General features: G+C 52.4%; 24 protein-coding genes and 2 pseudogenes. 17 read left to right on the top strand and 9 right to left on the bottom strand.

Annotated elements, in window-relative coordinates; genetic code table 11:
• Positions 1-123: 123 nt before the first annotated feature.
• From BH714_RS24470 to BH714_RS07555, 5 genes and pseudogenes are all read left to right on the top strand, one after another.
• A pseudogene (locus BH714_RS24470) lies at positions 124-375 on the top strand (replication endonuclease); the annotation flags it as partial.
• A gap of 283 nt (positions 376-658) precedes the next feature.
• Positions 659-853 (top strand): hypothetical protein, encoded by a 195-nt coding sequence (locus BH714_RS23535; protein WP_072040318.1) that lies wholly within the window; start codon positions 659-661, stop codon positions 851-853.
• An 11-nt stretch (positions 854-864) separates the two neighbouring features.
• The gene (locus BH714_RS07565; RefSeq protein WP_040017541.1) at positions 865-1,449 is read left to right on the top strand and encodes an ABC-three component system protein; all 585 of its coding nucleotides are present in this window, start codon (positions 865-867) and stop codon (positions 1,447-1,449) included.
• A complete protein-coding gene (locus BH714_RS07560; RefSeq protein ID WP_040017540.1) occupies positions 1,443-1,943 on the top strand; it encodes an ABC-three component system middle component 5 in 501 nt (166 codons plus the stop codon). Before BH714_RS07565 ends, BH714_RS07560 begins: the two co-directional genes overlap by 7 nt.
• The gene (locus BH714_RS07555; protein WP_040017538.1) at positions 1,930-3,876 is read left to right on the top strand and encodes an AAA family ATPase; all 1,947 of its coding nucleotides are present in this window, start codon (positions 1,930-1,932) and stop codon (positions 3,874-3,876) included. Before BH714_RS07560 ends, BH714_RS07555 begins: the two co-directional genes overlap by 14 nt.
• Before the next feature lie 310 nt (positions 3,877-4,186).
• Here BH714_RS07555 and BH714_RS07550 read toward each other — a convergent pair.
• Positions 4,187-4,799, bottom strand: a pseudogene (locus tag BH714_RS07550) (phage portal protein); the annotation flags it as partial.
• On the opposite strand from BH714_RS07550, the gene BH714_RS24300 reads away from it, so the two are divergent.
• The 8 genes from BH714_RS24300 to dsbG all read left to right on the top strand — a co-directional run bounded on the left by BH714_RS24300 (position 4,789) and on the right by dsbG (position 11,402).
• The gene (locus BH714_RS24300; RefSeq protein ID WP_236918397.1) at positions 4,789-5,739 is read left to right on the top strand and encodes a hypothetical protein; all 951 of its coding nucleotides are present in this window, start codon (positions 4,789-4,791) and stop codon (positions 5,737-5,739) included. The pseudogene BH714_RS07550 and the gene BH714_RS24300 overlap by 11 nt on opposite strands.
• A gap of 11 nt (positions 5,740-5,750) precedes the next feature.
• On the top strand, positions 5,751-6,179 hold the full coding sequence (locus tag BH714_RS07540) for a WapI family immunity protein (RefSeq protein ID WP_040017536.1): 429 nt from the start codon (positions 5,751-5,753) through the stop codon (positions 6,177-6,179).
• Between the two features lie 277 nt (positions 6,180-6,456).
• Entirely contained in the window at positions 6,457-6,876 is a 420-nt protein-coding gene (locus BH714_RS07535) for a hypothetical protein (RefSeq protein WP_014170113.1), read from the top strand.
• Between the two features lie 5 nt (positions 6,877-6,881).
• A complete protein-coding gene (locus BH714_RS07530; RefSeq protein WP_080010525.1) occupies positions 6,882-7,442 on the top strand; it encodes an RNA polymerase sigma factor in 561 nt (186 codons plus the stop codon).
• An 87-nt stretch (positions 7,443-7,529) separates the two neighbouring features.
• The gene (locus BH714_RS07525; RefSeq protein WP_040017533.1) at positions 7,530-7,901 is read left to right on the top strand and encodes a hypothetical protein; all 372 of its coding nucleotides are present in this window, start codon (positions 7,530-7,532) and stop codon (positions 7,899-7,901) included.
• Between the two features lie 47 nt (positions 7,902-7,948).
• Positions 7,949-9,982: a protein-disulfide reductase DsbD family protein gene (locus BH714_RS07520; protein ID WP_040017532.1), complete on the top strand. Its 2,034-nt coding sequence runs from the start codon at positions 7,949-7,951 to the stop codon at positions 9,980-9,982.
• A gap of 7 nt (positions 9,983-9,989) precedes the next feature.
• The gene (locus tag BH714_RS07515; protein ID WP_020884110.1) at positions 9,990-10,601 is read left to right on the top strand and encodes a DsbA family protein; all 612 of its coding nucleotides are present in this window, start codon (positions 9,990-9,992) and stop codon (positions 10,599-10,601) included.
• Positions 10,602-10,643: 42 nt separating this feature from the next.
• Positions 10,644-11,402 (top strand): thiol:disulfide interchange protein DsbG, encoded by a 759-nt coding sequence (gene dsbG / locus BH714_RS07510; protein ID WP_040017530.1) that lies wholly within the window; start codon positions 10,644-10,646, stop codon positions 11,400-11,402.
• Positions 11,403-11,449: 47 nt separating this feature from the next.
• On the opposite strand, the gene BH714_RS07505 is transcribed toward dsbG, so the two are convergent.
• The 3 genes from BH714_RS07505 to BH714_RS07495 all read right to left on the bottom strand — a co-directional run bounded on the left by BH714_RS07505 (position 11,450) and on the right by BH714_RS07495 (position 14,681).
• Positions 11,450-12,742: a glycoside hydrolase family 10-like protein gene (locus BH714_RS07505; protein WP_040017529.1), complete on the bottom strand. Its 1,293-nt coding sequence runs from the start codon at positions 12,740-12,742 to the stop codon at positions 11,450-11,452.
• Between the two features lie 7 nt (positions 12,743-12,749).
• A complete protein-coding gene (locus tag BH714_RS07500; RefSeq protein WP_014170105.1) occupies positions 12,750-13,037 on the bottom strand; it encodes a VF530 family protein in 288 nt (95 codons plus the stop codon).
• Positions 13,038-13,190: 153 nt separating this feature from the next.
• Positions 13,191-14,681 (bottom strand): UbiD family decarboxylase, encoded by a 1,491-nt coding sequence (locus tag BH714_RS07495; protein ID WP_040017527.1) that lies wholly within the window; start codon positions 14,679-14,681, stop codon positions 13,191-13,193.
• Positions 14,682-14,796: 115 nt separating this feature from the next.
• Here BH714_RS07495 and BH714_RS07490 point away from each other — a divergent pair, with 115 nt between their 5' ends.
• A complete protein-coding gene (locus tag BH714_RS07490) occupies positions 14,797-15,681 on the top strand; it encodes a LysR substrate-binding domain-containing protein (RefSeq protein WP_040017526.1) in 885 nt (294 codons plus the stop codon).
• On the opposite strand, the gene BH714_RS07485 is transcribed toward BH714_RS07490, so the two are convergent.
• The 4 genes from BH714_RS07485 to BH714_RS07470 all read right to left on the bottom strand — a co-directional run bounded on the left by BH714_RS07485 (position 15,672) and on the right by BH714_RS07470 (position 19,175).
• Positions 15,672-16,583 carry a LysR family transcriptional regulator gene (locus BH714_RS07485; protein ID WP_040017525.1) on the bottom strand — a complete coding sequence of 304 codons (912 nt, stop codon included), beginning with the start codon at positions 16,581-16,583 and terminating at the stop codon, positions 15,672-15,674. The two genes, BH714_RS07490 and BH714_RS07485, sit on opposite strands and share 10 nt — an antisense overlap.
• Before the next feature lie 13 nt (positions 16,584-16,596).
• Positions 16,597-17,583 (bottom strand): MBL fold metallo-hydrolase, encoded by a 987-nt coding sequence (locus BH714_RS07480; RefSeq protein WP_040017524.1) that lies wholly within the window; start codon positions 17,581-17,583, stop codon positions 16,597-16,599.
• 142 nt (positions 17,584-17,725) lie between these two features.
• The gene (locus BH714_RS07475; RefSeq protein ID WP_249221881.1) at positions 17,726-18,469 is read right to left on the bottom strand and encodes a 5'-nucleotidase, lipoprotein e(P4) family; all 744 of its coding nucleotides are present in this window, start codon (positions 18,467-18,469) and stop codon (positions 17,726-17,728) included.
• Between the two features lie 178 nt (positions 18,470-18,647).
• Complete coding sequence (locus BH714_RS07470; RefSeq protein WP_020884118.1) at positions 18,648-19,175, bottom strand: GNAT family N-acetyltransferase; 528 nt, start codon at positions 19,173-19,175, stop codon at positions 18,648-18,650.
• Positions 19,176-19,307: 132 nt separating this feature from the next.
• On the opposite strand from BH714_RS07470, the gene treZ reads away from it, so the two are divergent.
• The 3 genes from treZ to glgX are packed head-to-tail and all read left to right on the top strand — an operon-like array spanning position 19,308 to position 25,652.
• Positions 19,308-21,095, top strand: coding sequence for a malto-oligosyltrehalose trehalohydrolase (treZ, locus tag BH714_RS07465; RefSeq protein WP_040017521.1), 1,788 nt, complete (start codon positions 19,308-19,310; stop codon positions 21,093-21,095).
• Positions 21,092-23,560 carry a malto-oligosyltrehalose synthase gene (gene treY, locus BH714_RS07460; protein WP_040017520.1) on the top strand — a complete coding sequence of 823 codons (2,469 nt, stop codon included), beginning with the start codon at positions 21,092-21,094 and terminating at the stop codon, positions 23,558-23,560. The genes treZ and treY overlap by 4 nt, the downstream gene beginning before the upstream one ends.
• 16 nt (positions 23,561-23,576) lie before the next feature.
• Positions 23,577-25,652, top strand: a complete 2,076-nt coding sequence (gene glgX / locus BH714_RS07455; RefSeq protein WP_025204167.1) for a glycogen debranching protein GlgX — start codon at positions 23,577-23,579, stop codon at positions 25,650-25,652.
• On the opposite strand, the gene BH714_RS07450 is transcribed toward glgX, so the two are convergent.
• Positions 25,653-26,201, bottom strand: coding sequence for a winged helix DNA-binding protein (locus BH714_RS07450; RefSeq protein WP_014170092.1), 549 nt, complete (start codon positions 26,199-26,201; stop codon positions 25,653-25,655).
• Positions 26,202-26,253: the final 52 nt, after the last annotated feature.

The raw sequence follows: 26,253 nt of genomic DNA, 5'->3' as shown, positions 1-26,253 counted from the left end.
GCCTTTTTAATGTCTGGTGTAAATGGAAATCTGTGGAAGCACTCCTGCGAGGGAAAGCGTGGGGGCATTTACGGCCAGCATTTGGACTCCGAGCTGGTACAAATTACCTGAGTAGTCGAATGACGCATCGTTCCACAGTTTTTGGTTGTTGAGCCTTTGACTTTAAAAAGCGGCATGGCCGCGCCTCGGAGTCCTGTTAATAACTGTGGAAAGCTCACCAGCGATGGCTATCCAGTTATGGCGTGTTCGCTTTCTGGGCAAGCCGCAGCGGTATTAAATTTGGTTGATAGTTGAGTTGTGGGATGGGATGACACGGAAGTTGTGACGGTGCTCAGGAGTGTATTGAACCGTGGCACATTGCAGCAAAATGTTCAGGTAGTAGCAGGAGATTGGAATCGTCAGGGCTAAAGCTTCATACTGAATAGTGGAACACAAAGCAAAAAAAATGATTTAAAATCAATTTGTTATGTGAAATTTGTAAAATTTGTAAGATAGGTATAGAAAAAAAATGATATCAACTGTATATTTAAACAGTGGTTTGGGTGTGGGGAATCACAATATCAAAAATTATAGAATATCCATTCGTCTTATTGTTGTGCATGTTATTGATAATCTCTATGATGTTCTGTGACTTTAACTCCTTATAGGGACTTTTTGAATGGAATGGGTTACTCACATCATTACTCTTTTAGCTGGTTTAGGGGCTGGTTGGACTCTTCGTGTTGTCTATACATCTCGTAAAACCGCTGTTGAGGTTAAATCAAACGACAATAACTACAACGTGAGTCAAAACCGAAACAAAGTATCGAACGGTAGCATTGTTGGTCGTGATCAATCTGATTCTCATCATTAAGAGGTTAGGTTGTGTTCACCTCTCACCAATCAGAGCAACTTACGCAACAGAAAGGCAATAAAGTCGATGGCGGCGGAAGTATTGTCGGCCGTGACCAGCATAATCATTTTTATGCACATCAAGGTATAAGTAGAGAGCTCCTTGATTTATATGAACGCTTAAAGATAGATGGTGTTGGTGAGCGTAGCGTTGAGTTTTGTGAAAAACTTAATCATTACATGACGCCACAGACTGAAACTGACGTCAGGGGACTTGATGCTAAGCTAGCTGATGGTGATCGTAATGATTTATTAATGGCTGCGAAGCTTATGAAAGAGCAAGCGACCAAAGCCATTATGAAGCGACAAACTTCTAAAACAGCACAAAGAATATTTGTATTATTACTTGATCGCATATATTTTGATTTTCTATTAAAGGTTACCCCACTAATACAAGGTGACAGCGATAGAATTACAGTCGATGATAAAATAAGTCAGATCATTGACTCCCTTTATTCAACATTAGGCGAGAATCTTCTCGAGCTAACAGCTATTGATTTATTGGGTCTGTTATTCTTTCTTGGTGGAAATTGTCATATAAGGTGGGATAAATGTTAATTTATCATCCTGCATTTGATGCATATCATTGTCTATTTCGCATGATCGCGCTTAGTGATCATTTAAATACAGTTGAAGTAGAAAAAATACGCATTTTGGATTTTTATATGATTTTCCCTTCATTAGTATCAAAGATTAGAATGCCTGCAACTCATAATGATGCTAAAGCAGAGGCTAAGAAGTATATTAATGAGTATAGAGATCCAATAAGCCCATTGGCAACTTTTCGTGATATGCATCAAATTCAAATCTCTGCGCTTAAGTGTCTTGCGGCAGCTGGCCTTATAGATATGGAAAAGTTAGAGCATGGTGTTATTATTAGAACTCAAATGGAAATACCTGATGGATTATTGCTTGAAATGAAAAGTTTCCTAAATGAAAAACCAAAAATATATGATTTTATCATTGATAAACTTTCACAGTTTCATCTGCTAGGTAAGGATGGTTTAAAGGATAGAACACAGCTAATGGAGTATCGATATGACTTTTCTTAGTCCAACATTTCGAGTCAGTGAACTAAGGGTTTTTCAAAAGGGACATCAGGCATTTAGTTGTAAATTTCATAAAGGTGTTAATGTCCTTCGTGGTCGTAATAGCTCAGGCAAAACTACTATTATGGATTTGCTTGCTTATTCCTTGGGGGCCGAAAATATCCCATGGAAACCGGAGGCTTTACTCTGTACTGAAACATTAACTGAAGTCTATCTTAATGATGTTCCTGTATGCTTCAAGCGAGAGTTAGTTGCTAATGAACATCAAAAACCCATTGTTTTTTATATGGGTGGAATTGAATCAGCATTGAAATCAGCACCTAGTGAGTGGCAAAAGCACCCCTTCAAACGTTCTGAGAAATCATTAAGTTTTTCTCAAGTAATTTTCAACTTATTAGGTATGCCATTAGCCCAAGGGGATGGTGCTTCGATACTGACGATGCATCAGATCTTGCGTGTTTTATATGCTGATCAACCATCGCTTCATAGTCCTATATTTCGTGTGGATAGTTTTGATCGAGCTTTGACTCGTGAAACTGTTGGCGATTATCTCTGTGGTATTTATGATGATGAGTTGTATACTTCTCAGATTCGGTTGAAGCAGGTTGATTCTGATTTAACTAAAAGCATTGGTGAACTTAAGAGTATATTTAAAGTTTTAGGTCGTTCTGGGCAGTCTGAAAACATTCATTTTATTGACGAACGTATTCAAGATTTAAAAATAAAAAAAGAAGAACTGCTTACAAAGCTTAATGAGATTAAATTCGGTAAGGTGGACAGAAGTGATGCTTTACAGGATGATAAAGAAAAAACAGAAGCGTTAAGAAAGGCCCTCAATAAAGCAAAATCTCTTGAGCTTAAAAATAGAGACGAAATAGATCGTCTTACATTTGATATTTCTGATTCGGACATGTTTATAGCTGAGTTAGAGTCTAGGTTGCGCAATCTCAATGAATCTGGCAAGGCTAGAGAATATTTTAATGGAGTGCAATTTCAATTTTGTCCGAGTTGTCTAAGTGAACTTCACTCGGAGAATGATGCTAGTTGTCATTTATGCAAGTCTGATTTAGATGATGGAGATGGTGCGTCTAAATTATTAAGAATGAAGAATGAAATAGCTATTCAGCTAAAAGAGTCAAAGTTTTTATTAGAGCACAAAAATAAAGAGCTTCAAAAGTTAAAGAAAAACTCACCAGTATTAAAGAAAAATTTTAAAAATTTAACTGAAGAATATAATTCCGTCTCTAATAATTGGCAGACTGTTTATGAAATTGAGTTCGAAAACATCTCAAGGGAATTGGGCGCTATTGATGCAGCAATAGATCAGGCCTATGAGCATCAGAAACTTAATTCGGTAATTGAGGATCTTCAACGGTCAAGAGATGGACTCCAATCCGAGAAGGAAAGGCTGGAAAGTTATATAGAATTTCTCGAGTCTAAAGAAGAACAACTTAAGTCGGATGTCTCGGATGAAATAGAATCTACAACCATTAGGCTTTTGAAGCAAGATTTCCATCTTCAAGCAGAGTTTATAGATCCCAAACAAGTCAAATTCAGCTTTGAAGATAATACTGTATATGTCAACGGCTCGAAGAATTTTTCAGAAAGCTCAGCGGTTATTTTACGACATCTTTTCCATTTGGCACTATTAACTACAAGTTTAAAAAAACCATATATGAGACTTCCACGTTTTATGATGCTCGATGGAATAGATGACGGAGGTATGGAAAAAGGGCGAAGTCACAACCTGCAAAAAATAATAGTCAATGAAACTGCTAATTATGAGCATGATTTTCAGCTAATCTTTGCAACATCAGAGATCAATCCTGATTATGAGGATACTGAGTTAACTGTTGGTAGATACTACAATCCATCTGCTCGTTCTTTAGACGTTCGTTACGTTGGTGTTACACCCAATCTACTGGATGGCGCTTGAAGGTTGAAGTATTAGCTCGTGGCATTGCCATGCTGCATGATTCTGCATGACTAAATTCAGTTTCTGTATATCTGAGGCCCGCTAGGCTTGGCGGGCTTTTTTCATGTCATGCAATTTCATGACATCCGCCCCATTTAGCGGGCAGGCGAGGCGGGGATAGCACTGTGCGCGTCGTGGTGGCGCGCTGTGATGTGAAGTCGGTCAAGCTTGCGTCGCGTGTGCGGCGTCTGGCTTGCTCTCAGAATGTGCCGCCCGGAGGCGGGGTTTAGTCGGTCTCGATGCTGTAATCCTTAAAGCGGATCACCTCCATTCATAACCAATCGTTAATCTCTTTAAACCGATCCTGCAGCGGCGTCAGCTCGTTACGCACAAATACCCGCGCCACCTTCTCGATATCGCCCATCGAGCCGATATTTTCAGGCTTGCCACCCATGAGCTTGAACGGCACGCGGTGCGCGTCGAGCAGGTCAGCGGCGCTTACTTTCTTGATGTTAAAAAAATCATCCTTCGTGACGACTTAACTCAGCGGCACAATCTTGATGCCATCCGGTTTCCCGTTCGGGGCGTAGAAAAACAGGTTTTTGAAATTCCCGAGACCTTTCGAGTCGCGCATCGCGGAGCACAGCGTCGGTCATGTACATGATATAGCCCGCGTGCGCGCCGTTCTGGTAATACTTTAGACGAAACAACGTGGCGGATTCATTCAGCCAGGCGGAATTGAGCACTCAGGTATTCCGGCATCCTGTAGAGCTCCTGATTGATCTCAGGCTCAGGCAGAAGAAACACCGAACCGGGGCGAACTGGTGCGGGTGCGTATAGTCCGACACGTACCAGTAAACGCCATCCTCAACGCCACTGCGAGTGTATTTGGCCGGTGAGGTTTCCAGCTTCATGAACTGACCGGTCACGCTTATGCGCTTTTCACGAATTGATGCAGATACAATCGACGGTGTATTTCTTGGTCAACGCCCGGACGACCTCGGCCTGTTCGGCAAACCCCATACCTTTCCACTGATAACGCTTGTCGACAGTAAGTTGCCGTCGGCGCTGAAGAAATTTGCTTTCAGTATTGGCGAGGTTGAACGAGGCGTTAGCGTTAAATGCGACTTAAGCTCAAGTCATGAAAAGTGGAATGAAACGAAAACGTCAATTATGATGACCACAAGATTAAGTCAAAAGGAAATCATGCTAATGACTGTTGGATTGGCTACAGACGAGCCCGGACGCTACTACACCTTCCAGTCAAATTTACCCTCCGGTGAATACTTCCAGTTTCGACCTCGCAATCCTCCACTGAATTCTAAGCCTATCGTAGATGATGAGAGTGGAATGTGTATTGGCTACTCCGTCGCTCAGGCGCCCGGTTTATGGCAGATATATGATGCTGATGGTGTGTTCATCAGGCTGGAAGAAGCGCCATTAGAAGCCCCTCTGATTGATCCAACTGACCTCGCTTTAATTGCCTTTGGCGCATTTCGTCTTTTCCGCGCAGGTAAAGCATTACTGGAGAGTGGTGTCAAAACCGCCGTAACTGTGAGACTCAGCGAGGCTACCATCAGTCTCTTGCGTGGACGCCTGAAAATGGGCTTATCTGCACAGTCTCTTAAAATGACTGAAACCCCTGCTAAACATATGCTTAATCCCGGGCGCTATGTTCCTTTGCAACTTCAGGAAAAAGTTATTCGCTACGGAAAAAGAACTCCTGACCCTCAAAAGGTTCCTGGGCTTTTTCGTTACGAATCAGAAATATATAAACTCGTAGAGAATCGGGCAGAAAAGGGCACCTATATTTATAAAAAATACACACTAGAGGTGTTGGTGCGTGAAAAAGACTGGACAATAACTCACTTTCTATACAAGTGATGGAACTGAATATGATTGAAATAATTAGCGACAGGAAAGTACTTCGGATTACCCCCTTTGAGCGGGAAAATACACCCGAAGCCCCAGCGTATGACTGGATACAAACTTATGTAGAGTATGAGCTACCAGAGCTTAAGGCTCAATATAAGGCTTCTTTTAATGTCGGTGAACTTAGAGCTTTAAAAGATAAGCTCAAAAATTTACATGCGAATTTAGTTAATGGCGTTAAAGCGCAGGACGTGGTTTTTGATAGTACGGAGAACCAGTTAAACCTGATATTTTCACCCTCATCTGTTGGTCGGGGTGTGCTTTTGACATTAACTCTCAGACCGGAAAACCCTGCCGAAAGTGTAGTTGTTAACGATAGTCTTGGGCTGGATGAAAGTTACTTTCCTGCACTACTTTTAGGGCTGGACGAAATCATTAATTGGGCAAATTAATTTTGAATGTTAGTTGTGCATGCATCAGGTGCACGAGTTTGCAGATACTTTAACGCCGTTTTTGCTGACCCCGCCAGTGTCACTCAGGGGGGCCTGAGTGATGCCCGGCTAACTTGCGAAATTGTATTTCGTAAGCCGGGTAAGCGTTGTGTCACCCGGCAAAAACCGCGTTTCCACAAGCCTCAAAAAATTTCCCATTTCCCCAGCAATATTTCCCCGCCTCATCCGTCTACCTCATCACAAGCCATACTCAATCACTGTAAATGAGGTAAACACCATGAGAGATTTCGATATGCACGGAAGAGGGCACGGACGCGGGTTTGGCCGCCACCGTATGGGTAAAGGGCTGGTGATAGGCGCGGTAATCGTCCTTGTACTGGGACTGGTGGTCATGACCCTGTGGAATGCCTTACTCCCGGCCATTCTTGGCGTGAAAGCCATCGGTTTCTGGCAGGCGCTGGGAATTCTGGTATTAAGCCGGATCCTGTTCGGCGGGCTGGGTTTCCGCCCGGGGATGTTCGGCGCGCACCGTCGTATGCACGAACGCTGGATGAATATGACCCCCGAACAGCGTGAGGCGTTTATTCAGCAGCGTCGCGAAGGCTTTGGTCGCCATGGTCGCGGGCATTGCGGCTGGCACGGTCATCGCGAAGATAAACGCGACGACAGCGCGCCGAAAACGCCGGAAGCAGAGTGAGCGATATGAAAACCGGGCTGGCGGGAGAGTCATTGCTGATGTCGGCGCTTAATGCCTGCCGCGCCCGGCTGAAAGCCTTTATCCGCGGACGAACGTCCGTGCGCGATGATGCCGACGATATTTTGCAGGAAGTTACCTATCAGCTGATGAAAGTGGAGCAGCCGGTCGAAAACGTCGCCGCCTGGCTGTTTCGCGCGGCACGTAATGAGATGACCGATCGGGCGCGGAAAAAGCGTGAGGTCTCTCTTTCAGGATATTTTACCGGGGATGATGATGAGGACTTCCCCGAAGATGAACTGGCGGAAACCCTGTTCGGTGTCCCGCATACGCCGGAGGAGGAGTACCTCAAAACGCTGCTGTGGGAAGAACTGGGTCAGGCGCTGTCTGAACTTCCGCCGCCACAGCGCGAGGTTTTTGAAAAAACGGAGCTCCAGGGCTACAGCATTAAAATGCTGGCAGAGGAAACCGGGGCCAGCGAGCAGGCGCTGTTATCGCGTAAGCACAAGGCGGTGCTTTTCCTGCGCACGCGACTGCGGGACGTCTATGATGCGTTGACCGGTGACTAACGCCGACAGACAAAACCTTACATTGTCAGGACTTGTAGATTCATCACTATCGTTTATGATCGGGGCGTCTGGTAAATTTGGAACGTTATGCGCAACCGTCAGCTTCTGGGAAAATGGCTTTTGATAATCACGTGTCTGGCGATGGCTATTTGCCTGGTGCAGCGTGCGGTTTATCTCAACCATTTTTTGCAGGGACTGGATCCGCAAACGACCCTGATTGCTGATGCCCCGGCTCAAACCAGCGACGCTGAGCCGTCCGGGCCATCGCCGTGTCAGTTAGGCGCACACTCGCTGCTTTGTGCTCAGCCACTGTTCTTTGATGGTGCGCTACCGGCGATTATCATCTTCTTCGCGCTACTTCAGTTGTTTACGCAAGGGCGGGCATGCGTTCCGAGAGAACAGCCCGTTCAGGCACCGCCTCCCCGAATACACCTCAAAAACTGCGTTTTCCGTGAATGAAAAGCATCGTCACCACACGATAATTTTCACTATTCACGGAGTAAAACATGTTTAACCTCTTCAGGGGATTCGTCTTCCTGTGGCTGTCCTGCATCGGCATTGTCCATGCGGCGGATACAGGCTGGCTGGTTTCCCCGCAAAACGATCATGCCCGGATCCGCGTTCAGGCGGAAAGGGAGCAAAACCGCATCCTCGCGCTGCTCACCGTTGAGCTGCAGCCCGGCTGGAAAACCTACTGGCGTTCACCTGGCGAGGGCGGCGTAGCCCCGAAAATCACCTGGCCGGCTGGCGTAACGGATGACTGGCACTGGCCGGTGCCTTCGCGCTTTGATATTTCCGGGATGACCACCCAGGGCTATCACGATAAGGTCATCATCCCCATCACCCTCGACGGTGCGGCGGGGGATGCGCTCGACGGGACGCTTACCCTGTCCACGTGCAGTAATGTCTGTCTGCTGACGGACTATAAGCTGCATCTTGATTTTAACCAGCCGGTGGATGAGGGATTCAGCCACGCGTTTAAACGCGCGATGCAGGCCATTCCCGCGACATCTGGCGTGTCCGCAGACCTGTCAGCCTGGTTATCAGACGACAAGCTGATCATTACGGGAACCACACAAGGCCAATGGGACAAGCCGGGGATCTATTTTGACCCGCTGGAAGGCGACATTCTTCCCGGTGAACCGACCCTCAAAGCCGACGGCAATCAGCTTCGGGTAACGGTGCCCGTGACCGATGAGTGGGGAGATAAACCCACTTCACTGCAGGGAAAAGCGCTGTCGTTTGTGCTAACCAATGGCGATAAAGCGCAGCAAACCGTGATGACCGTCGGGGCAACGCCCGCGGAACCGTCAGCGGCGGGCGTGTCTGAGGGAACCGGCAAAATGGTGCTCTTTGCACTACTGGGCGGCTTGATCCTGAACCTGATGCCTTGCGTGCTGCCGGTGATGGGCATGAAGCTCAACAGCGTGCTCCATGCGGGCTCAGACAGACGGATGATCAGGCTACGCTTTCTGGCAACCAGTGCCGGGATCCTGGTCTCCTTTATGCTGCTGGCCGCAATGGTGACCGCGCTTAAGCTGACCGGTGCCTCGCTGGGCTGGGGTATTCAGTTCCAGAATCCGTGGTTTATTGGCCTGATGGTCGCGGTGACCTTCCTCTTCGCACTCAATCTGTTCGGGGCGTTTGAGATGCTGCTGCCTTCTGCCGCCGCAGGACGGCTGGCAACGGCAGGGGGAACGGGGCTTGCCGGCAGTTTCTGCGAAGGGATGTTTGCCACGCTGCTGGCCACACCATGTTCTGCGCCGTTCCTCGGCACGGCGGTGGCCTTTGCCCTTGGCGCACCGCTGCATTCCCTGTGGCTTATCTTCCTGATGCTCGGCGTGGGGATGAGTTTGCCGTGGTTGTTCGTTGCGCTGGTTCCAAAAACCGCCATGCTGCTGCCAAAACCTGGTCGCTGGATGAACGGCCTGAAGATTATTCTTGGCCTGATGATGCTGGCTTCCAGCCTGTGGCTGGTGACGTTGCTTAGCCCGCATCTGGGTGAGGCGGTGAGCCAGAGCGTGATGTTAGTGCTTATCGTCGTCGCTATCGCACTGCTTGCGATGACCGGGCAGAAAACCTCGCCGCTGTTCTGGTGCGTGGTGATCGCGCTGTCAGCCTTTGGCGGGTACCAGCTGCGCGGGTTGCTTACCTCACCGCCTGTAACAAACACCGCAAGCGTCGCTCAAGCAATCCCGTGGCAACCGCTAAGTGAAGACGCTATTCAGGGTGCCCTTGCGCAGGGCAAACGGGTCTTCGTGGATATCTCCGCGGACTGGTGTGTTACCTGCAAGGTAAACGAGCATCGGGTGTTGAACCAGCCTGACGTTATTGCCGCGCTTAGCCAGCCGGACGTGGTGGCGCTGCGTGGCGACTGGAGCAAGCCTTCAGCGTTTATCGCCGAATTCCTTGAAAAGCGAAACCGTTACGCCATCCCGTTTAACGAGGTGTACGGCCCGGGCTTCCCTGAGGGGGAGATGCTTTCGCCGCTGCTGGATAAAGACACGCTTATTGCCACCCTGAACAACGCTAAAGGCTAAATGTATTATGAAAAGAATCCTTATTACGCTTCTGCTACTGTTGACCTCAGCGCAGGTGATGGCGGCGCAGACCATGACGCCGGAACAGGAGCAACGTGCACAGAAGATGGTTTATGACTTTCTGTTTAACGACCCCGACTCGCCGCGCATTGGCGCTAAGGATCCGAAGCTCACCCTGGTGGTCTTTACGGATTACAACTGCCCGTACTGCAAGAAATTCGATCCTTACCTGGAAAAGATCGTCGAAAAACACCCGGATGTGGCGGTGGTATTTAAGTTTTTGCCTTTCCGGTCGGAAAGTTCACTGACCTCAGCACGCGATGCCTTAACCGTCTGGCGCGCGCATCCTGAGCAATTTATGAAATTTAACCATACCCTGATGGCTAAAAAGGGATATCACGATGACGCCAGCATTCAGGAGGCGCAAAAACGGGCCGGAGTGAACGTCACAACGCCTGATGATGAGAGCCTGGTGACGATCAAACGCAGCCTGATCATCGCCGAAAAGATGGGGATCCAGGGAACACCGGCCACGCTGATTGGCGAAGGGTTACTCCCGGGCTGGGTTCCTTTTGAACAGTTCGATGAAATGGTCAGTGACGCACTGAAAAATCGTTAACGTGAAGGGGGCGGTTCGCCCCCAATAATCCCGGAGCGGAAAATGAAAAAATTACTGTTACTGTCGGTGCTGGCAACGTCAGGGCTGGCGCAGGCCGCTGAAGCGATACCGGATGTGGTGAAGCTCTTCAGCGAGCAGCAGAATATCAAAATCATTAAGAAAATTGATGCGCCAGGGGGCGCGCCGGCCTGGCTGGGGCAGTATCAGGATATGGGCGTTACGCTGTTTTTAACCCCTGACGGCAAGCACGTAATTTCTGGCTATTTGTACGATGAAAAAGGAAAAAACCTGAGTGAAGACTATTTCCAGAAAGAGATCTACGCCCCGATGGGACGCGAAATGTGGAAGCAACTGAACGCGGCGCATCCCCTGAAAGAGGGAGCGGATAACGCTCCGCGCAAAGTCTTCGTCTTCGCCGATCCGTTCTGCCCGTACTGCAAGCAATTCTGGTCCGAGGCGCAGCCGTGGGTGAAGGCGGGCAAGGTGCAGCTTAATACGCTGCTGGTGGCGTTTCTCAACCCTAACAGTGGGCGTAATGCCTCCGCTATCCTGAATGCGAAAGATCCCGTTTCGGCCTGGCGTGATTACGAGCTTTCTGGCGGGAAAAAATTGCCAAAACCACAGGGCACTGCATCCCGTGAAACCGTCGACATACTGCAAAAACACCAGACGTTAATGGACAACCTGGGCGCGAACGCTACGCCCGCCATTTATTATCTGAATGCTGATAATGAGCTTCAGCAGGTGGTCGGCATGCCTGATGAGAAACAGCTTGAGGCGATGTTTGGGCCGAAGCCGTAGTAAAAAAAACAGGCAGAAACAGGGTGTTTCTGCCTGATGTTGACCGGTCAGCTACCCCAGCGTCCGCGCAGGTAGCTGACGGCTTCCTGTGTCTGCGGCTGGTTAAGATAATCTTCGCGGAACAGGATCGTGCCATTCACGTTGGGCAGTGAATCGTTCAGATCGAGCTGTTTTTTCAGCTCCGGCACGCCGCCCTGAACCGTCCAGTCCGGTTCATTTTTCGACGGTTCACCTACCTTGTAGAACGCAATGCCGATATACAGGCGGGTATGCGTCGGTTTCACCACCTCTGCCCACCATTTCGTCAGCACGTCATAACGCGCCGCATCCCGGGAGAAAGGCCAGTAAATTTGTGGCGCGATATAGTCCAGCAGACCCTGCTGCACCCACTGACGCGTGTCGGCATAGGATTCATCGTAGGCTGCGGCACCGCGCGTGTCTGAGCCTGCCGGGTCGAATGAGCGGTTACGCCATACGCCAGCCGGGCTGACACCAAACTCCACGCCAGGCTTCGTCTGCTTAATGGCCCGGGAAACCTGCACAATCAGCTGCTGCGTATTGTGGCGGCGCCAGTCGGCTTTAGAGGCAAATCCCTGACCGTATTGTCTGAAAGTCTGCGCGTCATTGAGCGCGGATCCCGGTGATTCGGTATAGAAATAGTCGTCAAACTGCACGCCATCAATGGGATAGTGCGCAACCACTTCGGTGACCACCTGCGTTATCCAGTCACGCACTTGCGGAATGCCGGGGTCGAGCACAAAACGATCGCCGGCAATACGGATCCATTCCGGGTGCTGGACATAAACGCTGGAAGGCTGCAATGACGACGTGCGGTTCAGCGAGGCAATGGTCGACGGTTTGGTATTGGTTGAAACGCGGTAAGGGTTGAACCAGGCATGGACTTTCATGCCGCGCTTGTGCGCTTCATCGAGCATAAACTGCAGCGGATCGTAGCCCGGGTACTCGCCGATATTGCCGGTGAGCATATCTGACCACGGCAGAATTTTAGACGACCAGAGCGCCGTGCTGTCCGGTTTGACCTGGAAAAACACGGTATTAATACCGAGGTGCTTAAGCTTGTCGAGCTTGTTCGTCAGGGCCTGTTTTTGCATCGCGATACGGTCTTGCGCATCGCGACCATTCACTGAGGCCACCGGGGGCCAGTCCAGGCGTGAGACGGTTGCCAGCCAGATCCCACGCATCGGCTCGTTAGCCTGCTGGGTCGGTTTGCTCGCGGTCGGGAGAGGCGTTACCAGTGATTTTGGTGGTTTTGAGGAGCAACTAACAAGTAAAAGTGCACAGGCAGTCAGCGCACCAATCCGTTTTACATGTCGCGTCATTTGCGTTTTAGCTCTTGGTTATCCGACTGTTAGCCCAGGGGTTAAAGGCGGGTTCGTCCGGTTCTGCGATCCCCTCATCATTCAGGGAATCAAGATACAGGGCTTCAACTTCTGCGCGAGCCCAGGGCGTGCGGCGCAGAAATTTCAGGCTCGATTTAACGCTTGGGTCTTTTCTGAAACAGTTAATTTTGATTCGATCGCCCAACTCACTCCAGCCATATCGTGCAACCAGGGCATTGACCTGCATCTCCAGCGTTACGCCATGTAAAGGGTCTTTAGAAAGGTGTGCAGTCATAAGCGTCCGGATGTCTCAGTTCTTGTGGGGTTGGGGTTAACGACGAAAGGGTACAAGAAAGCAGGGGAAGCGGCAATTTCCCTTTTTGCCTGCGATGAAAAACAGAAGAGCGTATGACCCGAAAGCCATACGCTCTTCTGTATCGCGAACGCGCTAGTCGTGTTTTGCGTCAAACAAATCTGGTGCCCACGGACGTGGGTCAACCTCCATAAACGGCGCGCGTTCGAAGCGGTCCTTCAGCGCCCAGGGTACCGTGCAATCGAAGATGGTCTTACAGGAAATGCCATTTCCGCGAATCGACGTGCTGTAATCCGGCGACTGCGACGGATCCAGCTGGTGACCGCGGATCCCTGGAATAGTGGTGATGCTGACATCTCCCTGCATGCGGGTAGTCATCGCCCACAGGATGTCGTCACTGTCGAAAATATCCACGTCTTCGTCGACAAGAATGATGTTTTTCAGTTCGGAATAGGTCGCGAGTGCGATAAGCGCCGCCTGTCCCTGACGTCCTTCATCGGATGGCTGGCGTTTTTTCACCTGCAGAATGCCGAGGAACTTACCGCCGCCCGCGGTATGCGCATAGACATTTTGCAGGAAGCCCGGAATGGCCTCTTCAACGGCATTGCGGATGCTGGCCTCCGTTGGCAGGCCTGCGAGCGTGGTGTGCTCTTCACCTGGCCCCACCAGCGTTTGCAGGATTGCCTGGTGACGCAGGGTGACGGCTTTCACTTTGATGACGGGCAAAGAAGGATTTGCCTCGCCGCAGTAGCCCGGAAATTCCGGCATCGCATGGCCACTGTTGGTGTGCTGATCTTCTCTAACGCGCACGCCTGGCAGCAGTTCGCCTTCGATAATGATTTCAGCCCGCGCGATCGCTTTCTCTTTTACCGCCACGCCCTGTACCAGTTCGACCGGTTTCTGACGCAGCGCCCCGGCAACGCCCAGTTCGTTATAACCAAACGGCGTCGTGGGCGCTTCAAAGCAGGCGCCGATATAAATCGCCGGGTCGAGCCCCATGTTGATCGTCACCGGCAGCGGTTTTCCGGCTGCTTCAGCCTTTTTACGAAAGACCTCAATGTGGCGCCCCGCGGCCAGGAACATGGAAAGCTCATCGCGCTCCTGAACGCAGAGACGGTGAATCGTGACGTCAGTCAGCGAACTGTCTTCCGGATCGCTTGCCAGTACCAGCCCCAGACAGAAGAACGGGCCAGCATCAATCGGCGTGTTGGTCGGGGCCGGAAGCAGTTTACGCAGATCAAAATCAGGATCGTCAGCGTAGAATACCTGCTCCTGGCAAGGGGCCTGCGATGCCGGGACAACAACCGGCGCGATCGGGTTTTTCACGGCCTGACCGACGTGCTGCGCGAGCGTCGAGGGTTCACATCCCAGAAGGAGTGCCGCTCTTTCCCGGCTGGCGTGCATGCCCACCAGGATACGCGAATCCGGATAACCTTTAACGTTATTGAACATCATGGCCGGGCCCGTTCGGGTAGGGCGTTTCACCGTGCCGCCCGCACCAATGTGTCGATAAACACCCGCCAGCTCCGCGTTGGGATCCACCGGATGATCCGTTTCAATATACTGTCCTTCGTGGCGTTGCAGTAACGCGATGGCACTTCTGAGATCGTTGACTGGGCTTTCCATTTTTTCCTCCCGTGTTTGCATGCCTCCATTTTTATGGCAATAGCCCATAGCATCAATTGCATCATTACTGCTATTTTGATAATAAATTTGTTATCAAAAAATCCGGGGAAGCGTTATGCAGTTTCGTCAGATGCGTAATTTCATTGTCGTTGCGGAAGAGCTTCACATGCACCGGGCTGCGGAGCGCCTGAACATGGCACAACCCGCGCTGAGTCAGCAGATTAAAACGTTAGAGGAACGGTTAGGCGTTACGCTCTTTAGCCGGGCGAACCGCCGTTTAACCCTGACGCCGGCCGGTGAAGCTTTCCTGGAGAAAGCCAGGCTGGCCATCGCCCTGACGGAACAGGCGGTGCTGGACGCCAGGCAAACGGCGAGGGGGGAGCAAGGGGTGTTGAATCTCGGGTGCGTATCGAGCGCCATGTTTGACACCAGGCTGCCTGCCGCGCTGCGCCAGATGCACAGTCGGTGGCCTGCCATAACCATGTCGCTAATGACGGGGAATGTGCAGACGCTCTATACCGCCGTGCAAAGCAACCAGCTGGATGTGGCCATCATCCGGGCACCGCTGCCGTCTCTGCCAGACGACCTGCAAAGCCGCCCGTTTACGTCCGAGAAAACGGTGCTGGCGCTCTCTTCGCAGCACCCTCTGGCGAAATCGTCCGCGCTTACGCTCGCCTCGGTGAAAGATGAAAAATGGATCTCCCTGCGCGACCCGGAGGGAATGGGCCTCGAACAGTACTTCTATGACGTTTGTTACGGCGCAGGTTTCCAGCCTGAAGTGGTACAAAACGCCACCGACGTACCTACTGTCATCAGCCTGGTCTCTGCGGGTTTTGGCATGGCGCTACTGCCGGCCTCCGCCAGGGCGGTCAGCGTGGAGAATGTCGTGTACATCGACATCATTGACAGGCTCAGGGAAAGCGAACTGAAGCTGGTGTGCCACCGGATCATTCGCTCAGAGGTGTTAAAGAAATTTCTGCACACCCTCGATCACATCTGACGTCCCGCGGCCAGCAGCAGTTGCTCGCGCAGCCAGAGGCTTGCCGTATCCTGACTGTTTTTCGGGTGCCAGTACATGCTGATGGTAATCGGCTGCAGCGGCAGCGGCGGGGGAAAGATATCCAGCGTCGAGGCAAAGCGTTGCAGCATACGTTCCGGTAAGGTGCAGAGCAGGTCCGTGCTGGCGACAAGCGGAGGTGCCATGGCGTAGCTCTGCGTGGACATCACCACGTTGCGCTGATAGCCCAGTCCGCCCAGGGTTTGATCCACAAAGCCGGTAAACGGGTCACCCTCTGAAGAGACCACCAGATGAGAGAGCGCGCAATAGTGCTCCAGATCCAGTGGCCCGACACCGCGGGGGTGGCCTTTTCGCTGGGCTGTTGCAAACTGGTCATCGAAAAGTTTACGTCTGACCCAGCCGTCGTGCGCGCCGGCGCTCACACCGATATAGACATCCACATCACCCTTTTCCAGCTGCTGTGGCAGGGTTGCCATTTCTGGCAGCGCGAACCGCAAGCGGATCCCCGGGGCATGGGCCCGGAACTGATTAAGCAGTTCGGCACCCAGCATCAGGGCCGGATTTTCATGCAGGGCAATCACAAATGTCCGCTGGCTGGTTTGCGCATCAAAGGTGGTGGGGGCAAACATCGCGTTAATGCCCCGCAATACGGTCATGACCTGCGGCCTTAGCGCCTCCGCTCTGGGCGTGGGCAACACCCCACGTCCATGTGGGGAAGGGATAAACAACGGTTCGCCAAAGAGTGAACGCAGGCGCGCCAGACGGGCGGACATCGCGGGCTGGCTGATGCCGAGCCGCGCGGCCGCATGGGTGATGTTCTGATCCTGGAGCAATGCATCCAGCGTCAGGATCAGGTCGATATCCATCTCAGCAACGGGCGTCATCGTGTTATCCGTTTTAATTTGCGCTGTGGCTGTCGCGATTGGTGTAGGTGACGGGCACCCAGGCATAACCGCCGTGCTTGCCTTTCGTGACGTAACCGATACCCGGGAACGGCAGGTGGGGGGCTGCGACAAGGTCTCTGTTTTTCACAAAATCAGCAAAAGCATCCTGGCGGACACGTGCCGCACCGTCCTGATCCTGGTCGTAGGCGATGGTCACGGCGGGCTGCGGGAACTGTACCGCCGCGACGTGGATAATATCGCCGACAAAGGTGATTTTCTCGCCTTTACTTTCCAGCGTATAGAAGGCCGAACCAGGCGTATGGCCCGGGTGAACCGTGCCGGTTATCCCGGGCAGAAGCTGCGAGGTTCCGGAAAAAGGAACCACCTTGCCGGCATCACGATACGGTTTTAAGGTTTTCTGCGCGACATCGAAGTAGTTCTGGTCGTAGCCGGTTTTTTTCTGATTATCGTTGTTAAAGAAAAAGTCGATGTCAGGTTTGCCGACAAAAACGCGCGCATTGGTAAACACCGCCTTACCATCTTTGACCAGGCCACCGGCATGATCGGAGTGCGCATGGGTCAGTAAAATCTCGGTGATGTCCTGCGGCGCGATCCCCTGCGTTGCCAGACTCTCAATCAGTCGCCCGCCGTTACCGGGGCCAAAAAGCTGGCCTGAGCCGGTATCCACCAGAATCTTGTGGCCGGGTAGCGCAATCAGAAAAGCGTTAATGGACGCCTCTACCGGGTTGGTCTGGAAATTTTGTGCGAGCAACGCATCGGTCTTCTGCGGGGTCGTCCGACGAAGTAATTTGTGCAGGTCTTGCGCCACGGTACCGTCGGTAAACGAGGTCACCATAATATCGCCAACCTGCACACTGTACCCCCCGGCAGGCTGTTTAACCACGTGCTGGGGCGTTTCTGCCGAAGCCTGAAGCGCAGGGTAGAACAATAACGAACTGGAAATCAGCGTTGTCAGGGCAAGTTTTTTTACGGTCAGCATAAGGGTCTCCTTCAGAAAGAGCTCATCTTACTTCTCCGTAAAATTATATGAACCCGCCTGATAATGATAGGACCTATAAACGGGATGAATAGGTCGGATCAAATGTCGGGTGGCTGCAATGTGCCACCCGGCAAGCCAGACGTTATTGCTTCAGCGGGGCTTTCCAGCCTTCAAGTGTGGCTTTTGACCACGAGCCATACGCGGCATTGGGCAGCACAATCCAGTCACTGCCAAAGCGATCGGCGCTGGCCTCAACGAGTTCACGCTGCGCTTCGCTCGGCTTTTTGTTTTTAAATTGCGCGGCGAAATCAGGCAGGCTGTCACCGAAGAGCATGATTATCTGCTGTTTCTTCAGGATGCTCTGGCGGCGGGCTTCTTTACTGACCGTATCGAGCAGAACGCTATCCTCTGAAACCTGCGGTAAGCCAAGGGATTTTAATGTATTGAGCGTATCTGCTTTGTTTTCCTGCATGCGGTCAGATACATAATAAATACGGACCTTACTTTGATTCACGCGATCAAGAAACGCCTTCGCACCAGGAATTAATCCCGGTTTTCCCTGTTTTTCCCAGTCACTCCAGGTGTCCCATTTCGTGTAGTCGTGGCACTGTTCGGCATCACGCGCCAGTAACGGAGTGTTATCCAGCACCGTTTCATCAAGATCCATCACAACGGCATAATTCTCTGGCGTAGTCAGCCCTTTTATTTTTTCGTTAAAACGCTCGGTGGCGAAACGATAGGTCTGCAGCTGAAGAGCCATGATTTCTGCCGATTTCTGTTGATAGCGCAGCGCCATCTCATACGCTTTCGGCTCACAGATTTCGTGGTCGGCTGCCGTGGCGGTCGCGCTCATAACAGGTAATGCCAGCAGTAATGCCTTAGCCATTGAATTCACTCTTCTTTCCTTAACGTCATTGTCAAAATCATGTAAGCGTATTGAAATTAAGTGACAGAAAAATGAAGGGAGGCAGGCGAGTCATATTCTGACGCACATTCCCTTGCGCGCCGGGTGGGTAATTTTCAGACAAATCGCTTTCGTCCGCCAATATCCGTTAGAGCCAGAGTCAGATCAGCATGTAATACCAGAACAGGGCGATTTCGTCTTTTTCCGGTAATGCGTTGTAGAGGAAACGATCGTATCCGCCTAACGTAAAGCCATAATGACGGTAGAACAGGCAGGCAGATACATTCACATTCTGGGTTTCAAGCCTTAATCCAGCCGCGTTGACGCTACGCGCCCACACGTGTGCGGCCGCCATCAATTTTTGCGCCGCGCCAGCTCTGCGTTTCGTGCGCTCAACGGCAATATAGTCAACGGCGATAAATTTATTCCAGCTCATTGACGCGGTGATAAAACCGGCAATTTCTCCCTCATCTGTTTCGGCCACAAGAAATATGGCATCCGGATTAACGCAATGATTTTCAAGGGTCTGCATATCGAGCTCATACGTTTTACGATAAGGCACGGCGACAGCGTCGATATGCAAATCACAATGTATAAAAGGCTCCCGCGCAACGTGACTGACGGTGAATGAAAAGTCACAGCATTCAAGACGTGCGAGGTCGGTATTTAATCCTTTTCGAATCTGCATGGTATTCCTTGTGGTGAATATTTTTATAAATAATAGATGAAGCCATTAAAACCGCTGGCGTAACACTCTTTTGATCCTGAACTAAGCTTGTACTTCATTCCGCGTAAAATGTGGGTCATTCGAGGACAATGAATGGAATTCAGGACATTTCAAAAACACTGGGGTGCTGAGTTTATTTCCAATGACGTTGTACGTTTTCGCGTCTGGGCAGAAGGACAGAAAGAACTTACGCTACGTCTGGCAGAAAACGACTTGCCAATGACGGCGGTCGGCAGCGGCTGGTTCCAGATTGACGTCCCCGGCGTCACGCACGGCACAGAATATCAGTATGTTTTGCCGGACGGCATGGCCGTACCCGATCCGGCGTCGCGCGCCCAGGCTGGGGATGTTAACGGTCCCTCGGTTGTTATCGATGCCAGACGGTATCCGCCCGGCAACCGGGAGTGGGCAGGGCGGCGGTGGGAAGACACGGTGATTTACGAGTTGCACATCGGCACCTTTACCCCGGAGGGCACCTTCCGGGCCGCCATTGAAAAACTGCCTTACCTGGCTGAACTTGGCATTACCCAGATTGAAGTCATGCCCGTCTCACAGTTTGGCGGATCGCGCGGCTGGGGATATGACGGGGTATTGCTGTATGCACCGCACGCTGCCTATGGCACGCCAGAAGATTTCCACGCCTTTATCGATGCTGCGCATGGGCTTGGGCTTTCTGTCGTGCTGGATATTGTGCTTAACCACTTCGGCCCGGAAGGGAATTATCTGCCTGTGCTGTCACCCGCGTTTTTCGACGCGGAACGGATGACGCCCTGGGGCAACGGGATTGCTTACGAGGCTGAGCCAGTCAGGCAATACATTACCGAAGCCCCGCTGTTCTGGCTGACGGAATACCATCTTGATGGATTACGGTTTGATGCCATCGACCAGATTAAAGACACATCGGATAAACATATCCTGCAGGAGATTGCCGAACGCATTCGCGAGGCTATCCCCGGGCGGCAGATCCATCTCACCACCGAAGACAGCCGTAACGTTATCTTCCTGCATCCGCGTGACGCACACGGTGCGACACCGCTTTTTACCGCGGAGTGGAACGATGACTTTCACAATGCCGCGCATGTCTTTGCCACCGGCGAAACGCATGCGTACTACCAGGATTTTGCCTTTGAACCGGAGAAAAAACTCGCCCGTGCGCTGACGGAAGGTTTTGTCTATCAGGGCGAGGTTTCTCTCCAGACCGGCAAATCGCGCGGCGTGGAATGTCACACGCAGCCGCCACAGTTTTTTGTCGATTTTATTCAAAACCACGATCAAACCGGCAACCGCGCTCAGGGAGAGAGACTGATCGCCCTTGCGGGGGCCGATAAAACACGGGTGTTGCTTGCTGCACTGCTGCTTTCGCCCCATATTCCGCTGCTGTTTATGGGGGAAGAGTTTGGTGAAACCAATCCGTTTTTGTTCTTTACCGATTTTCACGGTGAGCTTGCCAAAGCCGTGCGAGAAGGGCGCGCAAAAGAGTTTACCGGCCATGCCGGGCACGGTGCGTCCGTCCCCGACCCGAATGACGTGCAGACCTTTGTTCGCTCTAAAATTGACTGGAATAAGGTCGCCACCGATGACGGTAAAACGTGGCTTCGCTTCACGCGAACGCTGCTGACGTTGCGCCATCGTCATATCGTTCCGTTACTGCGAAAGGGCGTCATGGCGGAGGGCAAGGTCATCAGGACGGCGCCCGGCATGATTGCAGTGAGCTGGCGATTCCCGACCGGAACGTTGTCTCTGGCGTTCAATACAGGCAGTAAGGCTGTTGATGTGCCTGCACTGGCAGGAGAAACGCTCTTTAGCTGGCCGGAGGTGAACGAGGTGTTACCGCCGAACAGTATTGTTGTTCGCTTTGCTGATGGAGAAGCATCGTTATGATCCCTTCCGCGACCTACCGTATTCAGTTCCGCAACGGCATGACGTTTGACCGTGTCGTGGAACTGGTGCCGTATATGAAAGATCTCGGCATCAGCCATCTTTACGCCTCACCTGTGTTTACCGCCACAACCGGCTCTACGCACGGCTATGACGTGACCGACCCGAATAAAATCGACCCCGCCATTGGCGGACGAGAAGGATTCGACCGTATGGCGGCCGCGCTCAGGCAGGCGGGAATGGGCTTGATACTGGATATTGTGCCTAACCACATGTCGACCTCGCTGGAGAATCACTGGTGGCGAGACGTGATTGAGCATGGCAAACAGAGCCGCTACGCACGCTATTTCGATATTGACTGGTCACGGCCGCTTACGCTGCCGTTTCTGGGCGACACCTTTGAGGCGGAGCTTGAGAAGGGCGCCATCACTGTAAAACGTGACCCTGTCACGGGCAGAGCAGCGCTGGTCTACTACGACACCGCCTATCCTCTTAACCCGGGCACCTTTGTGGAGGGTAAAAGCATTGCGGCGCTGCACGAGGCCCAGAGCTGGAGGCTGATGTCCTGGCGTGAAGCCCCGAAACAGCTCTCGTGGCGGCGTTTCTTCGAAATCACCGGCCTGGTGGGCGTGCGGGTTGAAGACGCGTCGGTATTTAATGATACACACCGATTGATCCTTGAACTGGTTCATTCTGGCGTCGTTGACGGTCTGCGAATTGACCATATCGACGGTCTGGCCGATCCGCTGGGCTATCTGCAGCGTCTGCGCCAGGCAACCGGACCGGCGTGTTACATCACGGTTGAAAAAATTCTCGCCAAAGGGGAACAGCTGCCCGTCGAATGGCCAGTCTCCGGTACCACGGGGTACGAGTTTATTGCCTCGCTGGCGGAAGTTCTGGTGGACGACAGCCGCCTTGACCGCCTGGAGAAAATCCATGACGACACGCTCGGGGAAACCGTTGATCGGTTTGCAGCGTTACGGGATGCCAAAGGGCTGATGACCGATCGCAATTTTGAGGGCGAATTCACTACCCTGTTAACTATCGCCATCGATCTTGCCCGACGCAATGCGGTTGAACTGCAACCCGATGAGATCCACCATGCGTTGCGCGAGTTGCTGATCGCGTTTCCGGTGTATCGGACCTACGGCACCCGTGATGGATTAACCGCCTCTGACGTGGCGCTGCTCAATCGCGTTGTCGCAAGCGTTAACACTTCTGAAGCGGCCCTGAGCCTGATCGTGTGCATTCTCACCGGCGATCTTCCTGAAAATTGCCACGACGACGCGGCACGTTTCAGAACCCGCTTCCAGCAACTCACCGGGCCACTGATGGCGAAATCCGTGGAAGATACGCTGTTCTTTCGCCATAACCTGGAGCTGGCGCTTAACGAAGTGGGGGCAGACCCGACGCCGCGCGCCTTTTCGCTATCGCGTTTTCATCAGGAAATGCGCATCCGTCTTGCCCGTCAGCCTGACGCCTTACTCGGGACATCCACCCATGACACGAAGCGCGGTGAAGATGCCCGGGCACGCCTCTATACCCTGACGGAAGCGCCGGAACAGTGGGGCGAAAATCTGGCCCGCTGGCGGCAGATGAATCAAACCCACGTGCGTTTTCTGAGCGACGGTACCGCGCCGAACGCTGCCGATACCTGGATGATTTATCAGGCTCTGGCCGGCGTCTGGCCCGCCACGCTGTCACCTGACGATGTCGACGGGCTGAAATCACTCGAAGAGCGCTTCCTCGGCTTCCTGGAGAAAGCGCTGCGCGAAGCCAAACAACGCACAGACTGGATAGACAGCAACGAAAGCTATGAGAGCGTGGTGTTGAGCTATGCCCGGCATCTGCTTTCACCGGACAACACGCTGTTCCTGAAGGATTTCAGTGAGGCGATGCAGCCCTTTATCCGTGCCGGGCTGATGAACAGCCTCAGCCAGACGGTGATCAAACTCACCGCACCCGGGGTACCGGACATCTATCAGGGCTGCGAAGCGCTTAACTTTAGCCTTGTCGACCCGGATAACCGACGGGAACCGGATTTCCCCGCGCTGGTGCACCACCTCAGCACGGCGGATGCCGGGGTGTTTGCCCGCCCGGAATGCTGGCGAGACGGAAGCGTTAAGCAATATGTCACCGCCACGCTGTTACGTCTTCGTCCGCATTATGCCGCGCTATTCCATTACGGTGACTGGCTGCCGCTGAAGGTGAGCGGCGAGCGGGCGGAGAACCTGATTGTTTACGCACGCGTGAAAGACGAGGAGGCGCTGATTGTTGCCGTGCCGCGGCTGGTCTTCGACGTGACAACCCATGAAGCACTGTGGGCCAATACCACTATTGCTATACCCGATGCGCTGGCAGGAAAACGCTACCGGGATCTGTTCACCGGTGAAAGCCGGGTTCTGCAAGAGACGCTGGATGTAACGTCTGAAACGGGATGCTTAATGGTTCTGCTTACCTGCGAATGATCGTGGAGAACAAAAAATGCCAAAGGATAATACGTTTGAAATTCGGGCCGGTCATGGCCAGCAGCAAGGCGCAAATTATGACGGGAAGGGGGTCAACTTTGCGCTGTTTTCAGCACATGCGGAGCGAGTTGAGCTCTGTCTGTTTGACCCTTCAGGAAAAACCGAAATCGCCCGGCTGGAGCTGCCGGAATATACCCATGAAGTGTGGCACGGCTATGTGCCGGACCTGAAGCCTGGCACGCTGTACGGCTATCGTGTTTACGGCCCCTATGACCCGGAAAACGGGCATCGCTTCAACCCCAATAAACTGCTTATCGATCCGTATGCCCGTGAACTGGTGGGCGATATCGACTGGAACGACGCCCATTTCGGCTATGAGCTGGGTCATGACGATCTTGACCTCAGTTTTGATACCCGCGACAGCGCGCCGTTCACGCCAAAATGCAAGGTCATCGACCCCAATGCTTTTGACTGGCAGGATGATAACCGGCCAACCATTCCGTGGCCGAATACCGTTGTGTATGAGAGCCACGTGAAGGGCTTTACCCAGCTTAACCCGGCGATCCCGCCTGAACTTCGCGGTACGTTTGAAGGGATGGGACACAAAGCCTCGGTCGATTACATCAAAAGCCTTGGCATCACCTCGGTTGAACTGCTGCCGGTTCACTGGTTCCCGGACGATCAACACCTGCTCGACAGGGGGCTGAAAAACTTCTGGGGCTACAACACGCTCGGCTTCTTTGCGCCGGCGTCACGCTATTACGGTCCGGCGGGGATCCAGGGTTTTCGCGATATGGTGCGCGCCTATCATGACGCAGGCATCGAGGTGATCCTTGATGTTGTCTATAACCACACAGCAGAAGGCAATGAGCTCGGCCCAACGCTGTCGTTTAAGGGGATCGATAACTTCAGCTATTACCGCACCTTACCCGATCAACACCGGTATTACATTAACGACACCGGCACGGGGAATACGGTGAATACCTCCCACCCGAGAGTGCTGCAGATGGTGATGGATTCACTGCGCTACTGGGCCGAATCGATGCATATTGACGGTTTCCGTTTCGACCTTGGGACAATTCTGGGCCGTGAGCCCGAAGGCTTTGATCCGCGCGGTGGCTTTTTCGATGCCGTCACGCAGGATCCGGTGTTATCCCGTCTGAAGCTGATTGGTGAGCCCTGGGATATCGGCCCCGGCGGTTATCAGGTCGGCGGCTTCCCGCCAGGCTGGGGGGAGTGGAACGACAAATACCGCGATACCGTACGTGAGTACTGGAAGGGCGATAACGTGTCTAACGACTTCGCCGCGCGCCTGCTAGGTTCCGGTGACTTGTACGACCTGCGCGGACGCCGTCCGTGGGCCAGCATCAACTTTATTACCGCCCACGACGGCTTTACGTTGAACGACCTGGTGTCTTACAACGAAAAGCATAATGCCGACAATGGTGAAGACAATAACGACGGGCATAACGATAACCGGTCGTATAACTACGGAGAGGAAGGGCCGACAGAGAATCCGGATATTATCGCTACCCGGGAGCGGCAGAAGCGTAATTTCCTCACCACGCTGTTGTTCTCTCATGGCACGCCAATGCTGCTGGCCGGGGATGAGTTTGGCCGTACGCAAAAGGGCAACAATAACGGGTATTGCCAGGACAGCGAGATCTCCTGGATCGACTGGAAGGGGTTATCGGAAAACGACACCGCTCTGCGCGACTTTACCCGCCATCTGATTGCCCTTCGCGCGAAACAGCCGTTGCTGCGGCGTGAAAGCTGGCGCGACGGGCTTGAGATCCGCTGGTTTAACGCCGGCGGCGGCCCGCAGCAGGATGAGCAGTGGGATGAAGGTTCAACCCTCGGCGTATCCATCAGCAGACCGGACCTCAGACAGGAGCCGGGCCTCTGGCACGATGTGCTGATGCTGTTTAACCCGTTTGAAGGCACCGTGCCGTTCCAGATCCCCCAGTTTGGCGAAGGAGGATGGGTACTGGAACTCTCCACGGCGGATGACGTTGTCCCCGGGACGGTCATCACCAAAGCCGTGGAATACCATCTGGCCGGACGAAGTATTTCGCTTTTCAGACGCCCTTAACTACAGTGATGCCGCCGCCCGCGCGGCGGTGTCATACAGGGAAGATATGGTCCGAAGCAGCTGCGCGGTGTCACCTATAGACGCTCCGGAAATCCCGCTCTCCGCATGGATATTGATCAGGCACGCTTCCCGCACGTCGCGGTATTTCATGCATAGCGCTTTCCCTTCCTCCGTCGTTGAGAAATAGAGCTCTTTTCCGGCTTTTTCACTCGTCACGTAGCCCGCCTTGACCAGCTTCTTCAGTGCATACGTCACCACATGGGTATCTTCCACGTTCAGGACAAAGCAGATGTCGGCCAGCTTTTTCTTGCGGTCGCGGTGGTTCACGTGATGCAGAAGCGAGACATCAAAAGCGCCCATATCTGGCTCACCGGCGGCGGTCATGCAGCGCACCATCCATTTGTTAAACGCGTTGCTGGTCATGATCAACGCGTACTCCAGCTCTGATAATTCCGCGCAACGTTCCGATACCAGATGGCGAGAGGACACGATACGGCCATCGGTTATATCGTCGTGATTTGATGATCCAGCACTCTTCTTTGCAGTCATAACGTTCCTTACGGGGGGGTGACGTTGGTCCGGAAATGTAAACTCATCGATA

Source organism: Enterobacter ludwigii (genome assembly GCF_001750725.1).
Classification (GTDB): domain Bacteria; phylum Pseudomonadota; class Gammaproteobacteria; order Enterobacterales; family Enterobacteriaceae; genus Enterobacter; species Enterobacter ludwigii.
Note: the sequence above shows the minus strand (reverse complement) of the source record. Positions and strands in the feature narration are given on the sequence as shown.